Source organism: Streptomyces sp. NPDC026417, from assembly GCF_055567695.1.
In genome coordinates, this window is sequence record NZ_JBVHPY010000001.1 from 564839 (window position 1) to 578858 (window position 14020).

Below are 14020 nucleotides of genomic sequence, written 5' to 3' on the forward strand. Positions count from 1 at the left end.
CACGCGGCGCCGGGTTCGCCGACCGGCCTGGCGTGCGCGGGGTCGCCGGGTGCCGTGGAGGCGGTGGGGGGTGTGCCGTGCGGGACGGGGGCGCCTGCGCGGCGCCGGGTTCGCCGACCGGCCTGGCGTGCGCGGAGTCGCCGGGTGCCGTGGAGGACGGTGGGCGTGCGTGCCGGACCGGAGTGAGCGCCGGGTGCAGCCCCGGCGGTGGGGGTGCGTGCCGGGCGAGGCCGGCGACCACCGCCTCGGCCCGCCGGCGCCCGGCGACCGTAGAATCGCCGGGTGAACGCCCCCGCCTCCCCCGCCGAAACCCTGCGCACCGCCCTCGCCGGGCTACTCGACGGCCTGCCCCCGAAGGCCGCCGCGCAGTCGGTCGAGCGGCTGATCGCGAACTACCGGGGCACCACCCCCACCCACGCCCCGATCCTGCGCGACCGCTCGGACGTGACGGCGTACGCCGCCTACCGGATGCCGGCGACGTTCGAGGCGGTGCGCGCGGCGCTCGACGCGTTCGCGGACGCCGTGCCGGGGTGGACTCCCGAAAGCCACGTGGACGTCGGCGGCGGCACCGGCGCGGCGACCTGGGCGGTCAGCGCGACCTGGGAGGGCGACCGCCCGGTGACCGTGCTCGACTGGGCGGAACCGGCGCTCGCGCTGGGCCGCGACATCGCCGCGGCGAACCCGGCGCTGAAGTCCGCCGAGTGGCGCCGCTCTCGTATCGGAGCGGCGCTCACCATCGAGAGCACTGATCTCGTCACCGTCTCCTACGTCCTCGGCGAGCTCACCGAGACCGACCGCGCCTGCGTCGTGGACGCCGCCGCGACCGCCGCCCGAACCGTCGTGATCGTCGAGCCGGGAACCCCCGACGGGTACGGGCGCGTCATCGCGGCCCGCGACCGCCTCGTCGCCGCCGGCTTCCGGATCGCCGCGCCCTGCCCGCACAGCGCCGCCTGCCCCCTCGTCCCCGGCGAGGACTGGTGCCACTTCTCCGCCCGGGTCAGCCGTTCGTCCCTCCATCGCCAGGTCAAGGGCGGCTCGCTGGCATACGAGGACGAGAAGTTCAGCTACGTCGCCGCCACCCGGCTCCCGGCGGCTCCGGCCGCCTCCCGTGTGGTGCGCCGGCCCCAGATCCGCAAGGGCCAGGTGCTTCTCGACCTGTGCGGGCCGGACGAGTCCCTGCACCGGGAGACCGTGACCAAGCGCCACGGTTCCCTCTACCGCGCCGCCCGCGACGCGGACTGGGGAGACGGCTGGCCCCCGGCCGAGTAGACCGACGGGCCCCGGCCGGCAGACCCCCGACGGGCCTCCGCCGAGGGCCCGCCACCGTGCGCCCCCGACGGGCCGCGCCCGAGCCCGGCCCACGCCCCGAGCCCGGCCCCCATCGATCGGGCCGGGCTCGGGCGTCACCCCCGTTCACTTCTCCGGCGCCCCTACTCCGCCGGGTCCCCCCGCTCCTCCGCCCCGGGCCCTCCCCGGTCCGGGGCCGGCTCTCCCGGTCCCTGTGCCGCCGGGTCCCCGTCGCGGCCTTCCTGCAGCCTGCGGAGCAGCTCCCGCTTCTGGGCCTGTGGGTCCGCCCCGCCGCCGATCCGGCCGCCGCGGCCGCCGCCGCGCAGCGCCGTCCGGCCGAGCTTCCGCCGGGCTCCGCCGACGCCCAGCATGTTCCCGTCTCCACCTCGCGCCATCACCGGCTCCTCACTCGTCGATCACCGTGGTCGTACCGCCTCCAATACGAGACGTTCCGTCTCGCAGAGACACGCCTTCACTGTCCGGCGAGACGTACCGTCTTGTCAACCTGTTACATTCGACCCATGGTCCAGAAGCCCGCCCCCGACGCCACCCGCCGCAGCGAGAGGTCGCGCCGCGCGATCTACGACGCCGCCCTCGCCCTCGTCGCGGAGGTCGGCTACCCGAGGACGACGATCGAGGGCATCGCCGCCCGCGCCGGGGTCGGCAAGCAGACCATCTACCGCTGGTGGTCCTCCAAGGCCGACGTCCTGCTGGAGGCCTTCCTCGACCTGAGCGACCAGGCCGCCCGGGCCGCCACCCCGCCGGGACAGGACCCGCGGCAGCCGTACGCGATCCCGGACACGGGCGACCTCGCCGCCGACCTCAAGCTCGTCCTGCGGGCCACCGTGGACGAACTGCTCGACCCCCGGTTCGACGCCCCCTCGCGCGCGCTCGCCGCCGAGGGCCTCGTCGACGAACAGCTCGGCGCCGAGTTCGTCGGCAAACTGCTCGAACCGCAGCTCCAGCTCTACGTGCAGCGCATCCGCTCGGCACAGGAGCAGGGCGAGGTGCGCCCCACCGTCGACCCCCGGATCGCCCTCGAACTCTTCGTCTCCCCGCTGGCCCAGCGCTGGCTCCAGCGCACCGGACCGATCAGCCACGCGTACACGGACACCCTCGTCGACTACGCCCTTTACGGAATCGCCCCGCGCTGAGCCGTCCGCAGCACCCGCAGGGTGTGCCGCGCGCCGAGCGCCCTCGCGGTCCTCGCCGCCCGGGCCGCCCGGGCGGCGCTCACCGGGTGGCGGGCCAGCCGTCCCGGCGCGTCGGTGATGATCCCGTTGCAGCCGAGGCCGAGGGCCCGGTCGCGCTGCGCCGGGGTCACCACGGTGTGCGCCCACACCCGGGGGATGCCCGACCTCGCCGCCCGTACGAGATCCGCGGCACGCGCCTTGTGGTCCACGTCGAGCAGATCCACGAACGGTGCCCAGCGCTCCGGCCGGTCCCGGCGCATCTGGTCCGCCGAGCGCCAGAGCTGGGCGATCAGGCCCAGGCGGTGGGCGCGGAGGGCGACCTCGGGCCGGTTGGAGTTGACGAACACCGAGCGGGTCAGCCCCCTGGCCCGCAGCAGTCCGGCGAGCGTGCGCAGACTCTCCGGGTCCTTCGCCTCCAGCATCAGCACGATCCGGCCGCCGAACCGGTCGAGCACCTCGGCGACCGTCGGCGGCCGTTCCGAGCGCCAGCTGCCGGGCAGGACGTCCTTGGGCCGCAGCCGCACGCCCTGCCAGTCCCGCAGGCTCAGGTTCCGCACCGGGCCGCCGAGATAGGTCGTGCGGTTCAGGGTCTCGTCGTGCATGACGACCAGGTGCCCGTCCCGCAGCCTGCGGGTGTCGAAGTCGAGGACCTGGGCCGTACCGCGTTCGTAGGCGGCCATCAGACCCGACATGCTGTTCTCCGGGACCTCGCGGGCGCCGCCGCGGTGGGCGGCGTAGACGACGCGGGGGAGTGCGTCCACCGTCAGCGGGCGGGCGCCCCACTCCAGCGGGGCCAGGGTGCCGCCGTGCGCGGCGAGGGCCAGCGAAGTGAGACCGGCGATACCCGTGAGCGCAGTCCGTGTGACCATGGCGACCACGGTAGGGGGACAAATCCCATCAAAGTATGCAATGACACTCGATCCGGGTCGGAGGTCGGGCTGCGCCGTCCACCCCGGATGCGGGCTCCGGCCACCCAGGGCGCAGGATGGTGGGACCATGAAGCAAAGCTGTCCGCACCACAGCGAGGCGAGGGGATAGATGAGCGCGGAGTTCGGCGGCCGTTCCGGCCGGCAGGGCAGGATCTCCCAGTGGCTGCGCGGACGTCGCCCCAAGGAGGCGGTGGCCGACGCGGGCAGCCGCGAGGATCTGCTGCTCGCCGCCGCCGGTGCCGGACTGCCGCTCGCGCCGGCCGCCCACCCCGCCGGCTACCGGTGCTCCTGCGACCGCGTCGGCTGTCCCACGCCCGCCCGGCACCCGGTCTCCTTCGCCTGGCAGACGCAGTCCACGACCGACCGCGGCCAGATCGAGCGCTGGGCCCGGCATGAGCCGCAGGCCAACTTCATCACCGCCACCGGCATGGTGCACGACGTCCTCGACGTGCCGCTGGAGGTGGGGCGCGAGGCCCTGCAGCGGCTGCTCGCCGCCGGTGTCGAGGTGGGCCCCGTCGCCGAGACCGGCGACGGACGGATGCTCTTCTTCACCCTCACCCGCGGCACGCCCGAGGACGAGGACGAGTGGTGGCCCTGCGAGCTGGACTGCCACCCGGAGACGGCGGACGAGCACCCCGGACTGCGGTGGCACTGCCGTGGTTCGTACGTCCTCGTGCCCCCGGCGCAGCTGCCGGGCGGCCTGTCCGTCGACTGGCTGCGCGGCCCGGAGCACGCGCTGCCCGACCCGCTCAGCCTCCTCGAAATCCTGACCGACGAATGCTCCCGCTCCGCGGCGGACGGCTCGGGTCAGCTGGCCGCCTGGCCGCACGGCGGCTGAGCCCCGCGGGTCGGCCGCACCGGAGGCCGAGCCCTCGCGGACCCGGCCGGGCACTGCCCCGCGGGCGTGGCTACTCGCCGTGGGCCGCCGTCAGCCCCTGGATCCGGCTGACGAACTCCACCTTCCGGTCCGGCGCCGTCCGCGCCGGGTCGAGCACCGCCTGGTTGGAGACGAATTCGAGGGTGAGGGACTGCTTGACCTCGCCGTTCAGCAGGGCCTTGATGTTCGGGTCGGCGACGTTGAGGTCGACGCCCTGCGCCGCCGTCTGCTTCTCGAAGTGCCGCGTGCTGAAGAACACCAGCGCGCCGCCGTCCGTGGTGCGCAGCCCCACCGGTGCGTAGTCGCCGGACGTCAGCGACTCGTCGACGTACTGCCGGGCCAGACCGGGCTTCACCGCGTTCTTCTTGCGCAGGGCCCGCCAGTCGGACGTGTGCGTGCCGGGCGCGAAGCTCTCGCCGCCGTCCTTCAGGTACGTGGCGTAGGACGCGCTCAACTTGTCGGGCCGCACGGCCAGTCGCGCGTCGTCGGCGGTGACCGGCTCGGCCCAGCCGTCGCGGTCCTTCGCGAACTGCGGCACGTCGTCGGCGGCCACCACGGTCAGATACGCGACCTGCCATGCGTCGTCCGCGTCGCCACGGGTGAAGACCAGCAGCCAACGGGACTCCGCCGCGCCCTTGTTGGCCTTGGTGTCGGCGACGAACCAGCGCGGCCAGCCCGCCTTCTTCGGAATGGCGAACTTCGCGTCGGTCAGCTTCAGCGGCCGGTGTCCCGGGTTGCCCGAAGGGTGGTTCGCGTGACCGGCCTTGAGCTTCGCGCCGTCGATGTCGGCGAGCGGCCCGGTGACCCGGTCGGCGTCCAGGGACGCGTCGTAGGCCTTGTCGGCCTTGTTGTACGCGGACGTGAAGTCGTCGAGAGCGCGCGCTGCTTCGGACTTCTTCGCTCCGGGGAGGACCTCGCGCTCCCCGTGCACCACCACGCATCCGCTGACCGTCACGGTCAACGCGATCCCGGCCGCCACGACCGGCACGGACCGCCTCAGCCTTCCAAGCCTGCTCATCGGGTCCCTTCACCTTCCCCGTTCCCGGGCCCGAACCCTACCGGGGAGCGGCCGGGCCCCGGGCGCGGGTACCCGGAACCGGGCCCGCATCGTGACCTCGGCCGGCTCGGCTCAGCCCCGGTCGGCCACCGGACCGCCGGCCGCCGGCTGCGGCTGCTCGGGAGTCCGCGCGGCCTTCTTCGCGCCGGGACGGGGCGGCCACAGGAAGATCAGCAGCGTCGGCACCAGGTACAGCGCCCACACCAGGACCTGCAGGACGGTCGGGTCCGGCTGGAAGTTGAAGACGCCCTTCAGCAGGGTGCCGTACCAACTCGTCGGCTCGATGGTGCCGCTGATGTCGAACGCCAGGTTCGTCAGGCCCGGGATCCAGTCGGCCTCCTGCAGATCGTGGACTCCGTACGCGAGCACGCCCGCGGCGACCACGACCAGCATGCCGCCGGTCCAGGTGAAGAACCTGGCGAGGTTGATCTTCAGTGCGCCCCGGTAGAAGAGCCAGCCGAGCAGGACCGCGGTGGCCAGGCCCAGGGCGACGCCGACCAGCGGGCGCGGCGTCCCGTCGCTCGCGGCGTGCACCGACGCCCAGACGAACAGCGCCGTCTCCAGGCCCTCGCGGCCGACCGCGAGGAACGCGGTGGCGACCAGCGCGCCCGTGCCCATCGCCAGTGCCGCGTCCAGCTTGCCGTGCAGCTCGGCCCTCAGGTGCCGGGCCGTGCGCCGCATCCAGAAGACCATCCACGTCACCAGGCACACCGCCACGATGGACAGCGAACCGCCCAGCGCCTCCTGCGCCTGGAACGTCAGCTCCTGCGAGCCGAACTCCAGCGCGCAGCCGAAGCCCAGCGCAAGCACGACCGCGACACCGATGCCGGCCCAGATGGGCTTCAGGGCGTCCCGGCGGCCGGTCTTCACCAGGTACGCGATCAGGATGCAGACGACGAGGCTGGCTTCCAGCCCCTCGCGCAGGCCGATCAGATAGTTGCCGAACACGGCTACGCCTCCTCGGAGAACAGCGCCCGGCCCCACCAGTCGTCCTTGTCCCGGACGCCGGGGGGAACCGCGAAGACCGCCGAACCCACGTGCTGGATGTACTCGTTGAGCGCGTCGGTGCGCGACAGATTGCGCTGCACGGGAATGAAGCCCTTGCGGACGTCGCGCTGGTAGGCGAGGAAGAACAGCCCCGCGTCCAGGCGGCCGAGGCCGTCCGTGCCGTCGGTGAAGGAGTAGCCCCGGCGCAGGAGCGTCGCCCCGTCGTTGGAGTGGGGGTGGGCGAGCCGGACGTGCGCGTCGGGCTTCATCGCCTTCAGGAACGGTTCGTCGCGCTCCTTCGCCTTGCCGACGGGGGCGCCCTCGCCCTTGTCGCGGCCGAAGACGTCCTCCTGCTCCTGCAGCGAGGTGCGGTCCCAGGTCTCGATGTTCATCCGGATGCGGCGGGCCACCAGGTACGAGCCGCCGGTCATCCAGTCGGGCCCCTCCCCGTCCACCCACACGAACTTCTTCAGCCGGTCGGTCTCGGTGCCCGCGATGTTGCGGGTGCCGTCCTTGAAGCCCATCAGGTTGCGGGGGGTCTGCGCGTCGGGCGTCGTCGAGGACGTCTTGCCGAAGCCCAGCTGGGACCAGCGGACGGCGACCTTGCCGAAGCCGATCCGGGCGAGGTTGCGGATCGCGTGCACCGCGACCTGCGGGTCGTCCGCGCAGGCCTGGATGCACAGGTCGCCCCCGCTGCGGGCCTTGTCCAGGTTGTCGCCGGGGAACTTCGGCAGGTCCACGAGCGCCTCGGGACGCCGGTCCCGCAGGCCGAACCTCTCGAAGAACGAGGGCCCGAACCCGATCGTCAGCGTCAGCCGCGACGGCTTGAGGCCCAGCGCCTCGCCGGTGTCGTCCGGCGGGGCCTCGGCGAGCCCGCCGTACGCGCCCTCGCCGACCGCGTGCCCGGCGGTCATCCGGGCGGCGGCCTCGGTCCAGTCCTTCAGGAGCTGGACGAAGGCGGCCCGGTCGTCCGTCTTCACGTCGAACGCGGCGAAGTGCAGCCGGTCCTGGACCGCGGTCGCGATGCCGGCCTGGTGCGTGCCGTGGAAGGGGACCGCGGCCCCCGTCTCGGCGCCGGCCGGATCCACGTCGTTGCCGGCGCGGCTCATCGCCACCGCGCCGCCCGCCGCGACGGCGCCCAGTGCGAGCCCGGCACCGCCCCAGCCGATCAGGGAACGGCGGGACGGGGCCTGCGCGCCGTCGTCGGCGGCGGTGGGAGTGGTCTCGGTGGTGTCCGTCATGGGGCCCCTCGCTACTTCACGACGGCGGCGGCGAGCTTGGACAGGGGCTCGGCGAGCGCGTTGACCGCGTCCTGGAGGTCCTTGACGTCGGACTTGCCGAGCTTCTCGTACGAGACGAAGTCGTACGAGGTCTTGTCCGAGCGGTACTTGTCGAGCAGCGTGTCGAGCGCGGCGAACTGCTTGTCGAGCTCCTTGGTCAGCGCCGCGTCGTTCTCCGCGGCGACCGGCTTCAACAGCTCGTAGGCCTTCTGGGCGCCCTCGACGTTGCCCTTGAAGTCGACGAGGTCGGTGTGCGAGTAGCGCTCCTCCTCGCCGGTGACCTTGCCGGTGGCGACCTCGTCGAGCAGTTCCTTGGCGCCGTTGGCCATGGAGGTCGGGGTGATCTCGGCCTTGCCGACGCGCTGCTGCCAGTCGGTCAGGTCGGCGACGAGCCGGTCGGCGAGCTTCTTCTCGGTCGCGCCGATCTTCTTGTCCTGCCAGAGCGACTTCTCCAGGCGGTGCCAGCCCGTCCAGTCCTTCTCCGGGTCCTGGCCCTCCTCCAGGCCGTCCTCGCGGACGTCGACCTTCGGGTCGATGTCGCCGAAGGACTCGGCGACCGGCTCGGTGCGCTCCCAGCCGAGGCGGGAGTCCGCGTACTGCTTCTTGGCGGCCTCCAGGTCGCCGTCCTTGACGGCCTTCGCGAACGCCTCGGCCTTCGGCAGCGTCGCGTCGGCCTGCTCCTGCGCGTACGCGCGGTAGGCGGCGACCGCCTTGTCGAGGCGGGGGTCGCGCTTGGCGACCTTGCCGCCCCCGGTGACCGTGAGCTTCTGGCGGACGCCGTGGCCCTTCATGCCCGGACGGCAGGCGATCTCGTAGGAACCGGCCTTGACCTCGGCGGTCAGCGTGTACTTGGTGCCGGGACCGATGTTCTCCTTCTCGGAGACGATCCGGTCGTCGGGGAAGAGGATCTCGACCTCGGTGGCCTTGGAGCCCGTGTTCTCGATCTTCAGCGTGACCTGGCCGGCCGGGACCGACTTCGAGGAGGTGTCGCACTTGGCGTCCGCGGCGGTCACTTCGATCGCGTCGCTGCCGCCCTTGGCGTCGCTCTTCTCGGTGCAGCCCGTGACGGCGGTCAGAGCGGCCGCGGTGACGGCTGCGGTGACGACTGAGAGTCGGACGGCTCGCATGAAGGCTCCAGAGTGAGGGACGGACCCGGCGCACGGGAACGGCCCGCGCGATAAGGGGTGAGGCTGGCCTAACTTATCTGAGGCTTGCCTCAGTGATACCCGCCCGTCCGGTGATTCAGCTCTCACAGGAGGCGCATGGACACGGCCTGATCACGGTGGCCAAAAGTCGACCCCATGGAAAGGTCAAGCGAGAGTCAAGTGGTGTGCTTTACGGCCCTTCCGCCCCGGGGAAATCGGCCGTGTCACGGCGGGCGCACGGAGGCGCGACCGGGCGCGCGGCCGACGGCCCGGTGCGCACGAGGCCCGGGCTCGCCGTGCGGGTGGTGTTTGAATGCGAGGGTGACTGATTTCGACGTACTGCGCGTCTTCTGCGGACCCGGCGGCGGCCACGGGAACGAACTCGGCGTCGTCCGCGAGGGATCGCTGCTGCCGGACCGCGGGGAGCGGCAGGACTTCGCCGCCAAACTGGGGTTCAGCGAGACCGTGTTCGTCGACGATCCCGAGCGCGGAGTCGTCGACATCTACACGCCGACCCTGCGGCTGCCCTTCGCCGGGCACCCCTGCGTCGGTACGGCCTGGCTCCTCGACGTGCCCGAACTGGTCACCCCCGCCGGGGTGGTGGGCGCCCGCCTGGACGGCGAGTTCAGCTGGATCGAGGCGCGGCCGGAGTGGGCGCCGCCGCGCACGCTGCGCCAATACGCCTCGGCGTCCGAGGTCGACGCGCTCCCCGTGCCGCCGTCCGGTGAGTGGATCTACGCGTGGGCCTGGGAGGACGAGGCCGCGGGCCGGATCCGCGCCCGGGCCTTCCCCGGCCGCGACGACGGTATCGAGGAGGACGAGGCCACGGGGGCGGCGGCCCTGCTGCTGACCGCTCGGCTGGGCCGGGCGCTCAACATCGTTCAGGGAGCCGGTTCGCAGATCCTCACGGCGCCGCAACCGGGGGGATGGGTCGAGGTGGGAGGCCGGGTGCGGCTGACGCGCCCCTGAGGGTGCCGCCGGGGCCCCTCGGGCTGCCGGACGGGAGGTGGGCGAGGAGGTGCCGTCCGCGCCCGGGTCCGCAAACCGCGGGTGTCCCGGGGCCGGTGTCAGGCGGTGAGGGGGAACTCCTCGCCGAGGGCGCGGAAGACCGCGGTGTTCAGAGCGAAGGCGCGCTTGCACTCGGAGACGATCCGCTGCTTCTCCAGGTCGTCCGCCCGGATCCCGTCCAGCAGCTCGCGGTAACTCCGCTTGAAGGCGGCCGGGTTGGCGATGTCCTCGAACACGTAGAACCGGACGCCGTCGCCCTTGCGCGCGAAGCCCCAGGTCCGCTCGGCCTTGCCGCGGATGATCTGGCCGCCGGAGAGGTCGCCGAGGTAGCGGGTGTAGTGGTGGGCCACGAACCCGCCGGGCCACTGCCGGGCGCACTCCTCGACCCGTGCCGCGTAAGCCCGGGTGGCCGGCAGTGCGGTGAGGGTCGAGCGCCAGTGGGGGCCGCGGAGGTGGGCCAGGTCCCGCTCCAGGGCGGCGCGGCGGAGCAGTTCGGGGCGGACGAAGGGGCCCGCCACCGGATCCGTCGCCAGCCGCTCGGTGTCGGCCTCCAGTGCCTCGTACACGAACCACAGTTGCTCGGTGTAGCGGGCGTACGCGTCGACGCCGAGCCGGCCGCCGAGCAGGTCGCTCATGAAGGTCGAGGTCTCGGCCTCCGTGTGCTGCTCGTGCGAGGCGGTGCGGATCAGGTCGGAGAACGCCGCGTTCGCCGTGCCCGTCGTGGCCGACGCGTTCATGGAGGACCTCCGGGGCCGAGGGGGACGAGGACGGTCAGCTCTTCCATGGTGGCGATCTTCCAGGTTAGGCTTACCTAAGTCAACCTGCTTCCCGACACCCTGTCGGTAAAACCCTACCCGGATCACGCTCCCGGCACCCGTGCTCGCGCGAAAGAAGGCCCACCCTGCGAACAGGGCGGGCCTCGGGTCGTGCGGAACCGCGGTGGGGCTACGGCAGCGTGAGGATCTCGGCGCCGCTGTCGGTGACGACCAGGGTGTGCTCGAACTGGGCCGTCCGCTTGCGGTCCTTCGTGACGACCGTCCAGCCGTCGTCCCACATGTCGTAGTCGTGCGTACCGAGCGTCAGCATGGGCTCGATGGTGAACGTCATCCCGGGCTGGATCACGGTCGTGGCGTGCGGGCTGTCGTAGTGCGGGACGATCAGCCCGGAGTGGAACGACGAGTTGATGCCGTGGCCGGTGAAGTCCCGGACCACCCCGTACCCGAAGCGCTTCGCGTACGACTCGATGACCCGTCCGATGATGTTGATCTGACGGCCGGGCTTGACCGCCTTGATCGCCCGGTCGAGCGACTCACGGGTCCGCTCGACGAGCAGCCTGCTCTCCTCGTCGACCTCGCCGACCAGGTAGGTGGCGTTGTTGTCGCCGTGCACCCCGCCGACGTACGCCGTCACGTCGAGGTTGATGATGTCGCCGTCGCGCAGGACGGTGCTGTCCGGGATGCCGTGGCAGATGACCTCGTTCAGCGAGGTGCACAGCGACTTGGGGAAGCCCCGGTAGCCGAGCGTCGACGGATAGGCCCCGTGGTCGCACATGTATTCGTGCGCGACCCGGTCCAGCTCGTCCGTCGTCACACCGGGGGCGATCAGCTTGGCGGCCTCGGCCATCGCCCGCGCCGCGATGCGGCCGGCGGTCCGCATCGCCTCGATGGTCTCCGGGGTCTGCACCTCCGGGCCGGTGTACGGCGTCGGGGCGGGCTTGCCCACGTACTCGGGACGCCGGATGTTTCCCGGCACGGAACGGGTGGGAGAGAGCTCCCCTGGTACGAGCAGCGACTGGCCAGACATGCCAGCGAGTCTAACCAGCGGCCATGGGGGAACATGTCTCTGGCGAAAGGAGCTGGTCATGGCCTTGTTCAAGAAGCGGACCGTCGGCAAGCCCGGCGAGTGGTACTACTGCCTGGAGCACAAGAAGGTCGAGGAGGGCCCCGAGTGCCCGGCCAAGGACCGGTTCGGCCCGTACGCCTCTCGTAGGGAAGCCGAGCAGGCGATGGAGACCGCCCGGGAGCGGAACCTCGAATGGGAGAACGACCCGAAGTGGCACGACTCCACGGCCCGAGGCACGGACGAGAGCTGACGGATCCGCGGAACCCCGCCACCCCGGGCCGCGGTCGCGTCCCGGGCCGTGGCGGGCTCACCCACCCCCGTCCCCGGGGGAGGCCCGCCGGTGGCGGCAGTCGCGGGGTCACACGGGACTCGCAGCGGTCGCCCCTTCCTCCCGCCGGGCGCGCAGCCGCACCGCGTGCTCGTTCGTCCGCACGTCGTACGTCATCAGCTTCGGCAGGCACAGCGCCAGCAGCCCCACCGCGCCCACGCAGACGACCCCGCCCGCCCACACCGACGTCCGGACGCTCGTCCACGCGGCCATGCCGCCCGCGCGGACCTGCCCCAGCTGTGGCCCGGCGGAGTAGGAGAGCAGCTCGATCCCGGCCAGACGGCCGCGCAGCTCGTCCGGGATCGTCTGGTTCCACATCGCCGCGCGGAAGATCCCGCTGACCATGTCGAAGCAGCCGCCGAGGACGAGGAACAGCAGGACCAGCCAGACGTCGTGCACGGCGCCCGCCGCCACCATGGCGAGCCCCCAGCAGGCTGCCGCCAGGGCCACCATCCGGCCGTGGCGGTGGACCCGCGAGGTCCACCCGCTGGTGAGGGTCACGAGCAGTGCGCCGGCGGGCAGCGCCGCGTACATCAGTCCCAGCGACCACTCGGCGTCCAACTCGTCGGCGAGGAACGGCAGCAGGGCGAGCGGCATGGCGAAGAACATCGCGGCGAGGTCGACGGCGTAGGTGCCGAGCAGTTCCTTGCGGCTCCAGGCGTACCGCGCCCCCTCGGCGATCGACCGCAGCGACGGCGCGGCGGCCTCGCGGGAGGCGGGGGAGGCGGCGAGCCGGACGACCAGCGCCACCGACACGGCGAACGTGAGCAGGTCCACGGCGTACGCCCAGCCGAGTCCCGCGTACGCCACCACGACGCCCGCGAGAGCCGGTCCCGCGACCCCGCCGACCGTCCAGCGCAGCGAGTTGAGCGAGGCCGCGGCGGGCAGGTGCTCGTGCGGGACGATCCGCGGCACCAGGGAGTCGAGCGCGGGCCGCTGGATCGCGCCGAGCGCGGAGGAGAGCGCGGCGACCGCGTACAGCGGCCACACCGCCGGCTGCGGCAGCAGCGAGTTGACCAGGAGCCCCGCGCACAGCAGGCCCTGCCCGGCCTCCGTGCGCACGATCAGCCGGCGCTTGTCCAGGGCATCGGCGAGCGCCCCGCCGTACAGCCCGAAGACGATCATCGGGACGAGTTCGACGGCGCCGATCGCCCCCACCGCCACGGCCGAGCCGGTGAGCCCCTTCATCTGCACCGGCAGGGCGACGAGGGTCAGGAAGCTCCCGAAGTTCGTGATCAGTCCCGCCAGCCACAGCCTGCGGAAGTCGGCCGACAGCCGCCACGGCGCGAGGTCGGGCAGCACCGAGCGCAGGCCCGGGGGAGCGGCGGTTTCCCCGGCGGCGGGGGCGTCATCGGTCACAACGGGCCATGCTCAGCGGCGGCCCCGCCCGCGGGCAACCGGTTTTTCCCGCCCGTCCCGGCTCCCGCCCGTCCCGGCTCCCGCCCGTCCCGGCGCACCGGGCCCTCCCGCCCCCCGCCCGTCCTACCAGCGGGCGGGCGGTGGTGATGTCAGCTGGTCCGCCAGCCGCGACAGCCGGTCGCGGAACCGCCGTCGCCCGCGGCGCACCGGCAGCGAGTTCTCCCCGGCCGCCGCGCTGACCAGGTGCTGCACCGTGTCCAGATCGAGCTCGGGTCCCGCGGGAACGGAGAGCGACTCGTGGGCCAGCGACCGCAGTTCGCCGTCCCCCTCGTCGAGGGCCAGCACCGTGGCCCCGGCCCGCCGGGCGTCGGACACCCGCTCCAGGAGCCGCGCCCCCGGCGCGTCCGGCGACACCACCAGCAGGGTCTCCCCCCGCCGGGCCGCCTCGATCCGGCCCAGCCCGACCGCCAGATGCGCGGGATCAGACGCCCGCGCCCCGTGCCGCACCAGCGTCGGCGACAGCTCCGGCGTCCCCGACCACGCGGCCTCGTCCACCAGATGCGCGGCCAGGTGCCAGGGCTCGTAGTCGGCCGTGCCCACCAGCAGCAGCCCGCCTCCGTGGGACACCACCGCCCCTCTCAGGGCCCCGGCGAACCGCCGCGTGGCCCCGAGCCATTCGGTCCCGGCGAGCACTTCGCGCAGCAAGGCGACCCGTACGGCGTCCATGG

15 protein-coding genes are annotated in these 14020 nt (G+C 73.0%); 5 read left to right on the plus strand and 10 right to left on the minus strand.

Annotated elements, in window-relative coordinates:
- The first annotated feature begins 282 nt into the window (after positions 1-282).
- On the plus strand, positions 283-1269 hold the full coding sequence (locus ACZ4NT_RS02415; RefSeq protein WP_121403352.1) for a small ribosomal subunit Rsm22 family protein: 987 nt from the start codon (positions 283-285) through the stop codon (positions 1267-1269).
- Between the two features lie 161 nt (positions 1270-1430).
- Here the strand turns inward: ACZ4NT_RS02415 and ACZ4NT_RS02420 are convergent, their stop codons facing one another.
- Complete coding sequence (locus ACZ4NT_RS02420) at positions 1431-1682, minus strand: DUF6243 family protein (protein WP_121403353.1); 252 nt, start codon at positions 1680-1682, stop codon at positions 1431-1433.
- Between the two features lie 126 nt (positions 1683-1808).
- On the opposite strand from ACZ4NT_RS02420, the gene ACZ4NT_RS02425 reads away from it, so the two are divergent.
- Entirely contained in the window at positions 1809-2441 is a 633-nt protein-coding gene (locus tag ACZ4NT_RS02425; RefSeq protein WP_467722812.1) for a TetR/AcrR family transcriptional regulator, read from the plus strand.
- Here ACZ4NT_RS02425 and ACZ4NT_RS02430 read toward each other — a convergent pair.
- A complete protein-coding gene (locus ACZ4NT_RS02430; protein WP_121404761.1) occupies positions 2420-3349 on the minus strand; it encodes a glycerophosphodiester phosphodiesterase in 930 nt (309 codons plus the stop codon). The genes ACZ4NT_RS02425 and ACZ4NT_RS02430 overlap by 22 nt on opposite strands.
- Positions 3350-3518: 169 nt before the next feature.
- Here ACZ4NT_RS02430 and ACZ4NT_RS02435 point away from each other — a divergent pair, with 169 nt between their 5' ends.
- The gene (locus tag ACZ4NT_RS02435) at positions 3519-4247 is read left to right on the plus strand and encodes a bifunctional DNA primase/polymerase (protein ID WP_121403355.1); all 729 of its coding nucleotides are present in this window, start codon (positions 3519-3521) and stop codon (positions 4245-4247) included.
- A 70-nt stretch (positions 4248-4317) separates the two neighbouring features.
- On the opposite strand, the gene ACZ4NT_RS02440 is transcribed toward ACZ4NT_RS02435, so the two are convergent.
- From ACZ4NT_RS02440 to efeO, 4 genes are all read right to left on the minus strand, one after another.
- Complete coding sequence (locus ACZ4NT_RS02440; RefSeq protein WP_467722814.1) at positions 4318-5304, minus strand: SCO2278 family lipoprotein; 987 nt, start codon at positions 5302-5304, stop codon at positions 4318-4320.
- A gap of 111 nt (positions 5305-5415) precedes the next feature.
- Positions 5416-6291: an iron uptake transporter permease EfeU gene (gene efeU / locus ACZ4NT_RS02445; RefSeq protein WP_467722816.1), complete on the minus strand. Its 876-nt coding sequence runs from the start codon at positions 6289-6291 to the stop codon at positions 5416-5418.
- A 2-nt stretch (positions 6292-6293) separates the two neighbouring features.
- Complete coding sequence (gene efeB / locus ACZ4NT_RS02450) at positions 6294-7571, minus strand: iron uptake transporter deferrochelatase/peroxidase subunit (RefSeq protein WP_467722818.1); 1278 nt, start codon at positions 7569-7571, stop codon at positions 6294-6296.
- Between the two features lie 11 nt (positions 7572-7582).
- On the minus strand, positions 7583-8737 hold the full coding sequence (gene efeO / locus ACZ4NT_RS02455) for an iron uptake system protein EfeO (protein ID WP_121403358.1): 1155 nt from the start codon (positions 8735-8737) through the stop codon (positions 7583-7585).
- Between the two features lie 339 nt (positions 8738-9076).
- Between efeO and ACZ4NT_RS02460 the strand changes: the two genes are divergently transcribed.
- Positions 9077-9724 (plus strand): PhzF family phenazine biosynthesis protein, encoded by a 648-nt coding sequence (locus tag ACZ4NT_RS02460; RefSeq protein ID WP_121403359.1) that lies wholly within the window; start codon positions 9077-9079, stop codon positions 9722-9724.
- Between the two features lie 98 nt (positions 9725-9822).
- Here the strand turns inward: ACZ4NT_RS02460 and ACZ4NT_RS02465 are convergent, their stop codons facing one another.
- Together ACZ4NT_RS02465 and map are read right to left on the minus strand one after the other, a co-directional pair.
- A complete protein-coding gene (locus ACZ4NT_RS02465) occupies positions 9823-10500 on the minus strand; it encodes a biliverdin-producing heme oxygenase (RefSeq protein WP_121403360.1) in 678 nt (225 codons plus the stop codon).
- A gap of 208 nt (positions 10501-10708) precedes the next feature.
- Positions 10709-11566, minus strand: coding sequence for a type I methionyl aminopeptidase (map, locus tag ACZ4NT_RS02470; RefSeq protein ID WP_467722821.1), 858 nt, complete (start codon positions 11564-11566; stop codon positions 10709-10711).
- 58 nt (positions 11567-11624) lie between these two features.
- Here map and ACZ4NT_RS02475 point away from each other — a divergent pair, with 58 nt between their 5' ends.
- On the plus strand, positions 11625-11855 hold the full coding sequence (locus ACZ4NT_RS02475) for a hypothetical protein (RefSeq protein ID WP_121403362.1): 231 nt from the start codon (positions 11625-11627) through the stop codon (positions 11853-11855).
- Positions 11856-11963: 108 nt separating this feature from the next.
- On the opposite strand, the gene ACZ4NT_RS02480 is transcribed toward ACZ4NT_RS02475, so the two are convergent.
- Positions 11964-13292, minus strand: coding sequence for an MFS transporter (locus ACZ4NT_RS02480; protein ID WP_121403363.1), 1329 nt, complete (start codon positions 13290-13292; stop codon positions 11964-11966).
- 123 nt (positions 13293-13415) lie between these two features.
- On the minus strand, positions 13416-14018 hold the full coding sequence (locus ACZ4NT_RS02485; protein WP_121403364.1) for a hypothetical protein: 603 nt from the start codon (positions 14016-14018) through the stop codon (positions 13416-13418).
- Between the last annotated feature and the right edge of the window lie 2 nt (positions 14019-14020).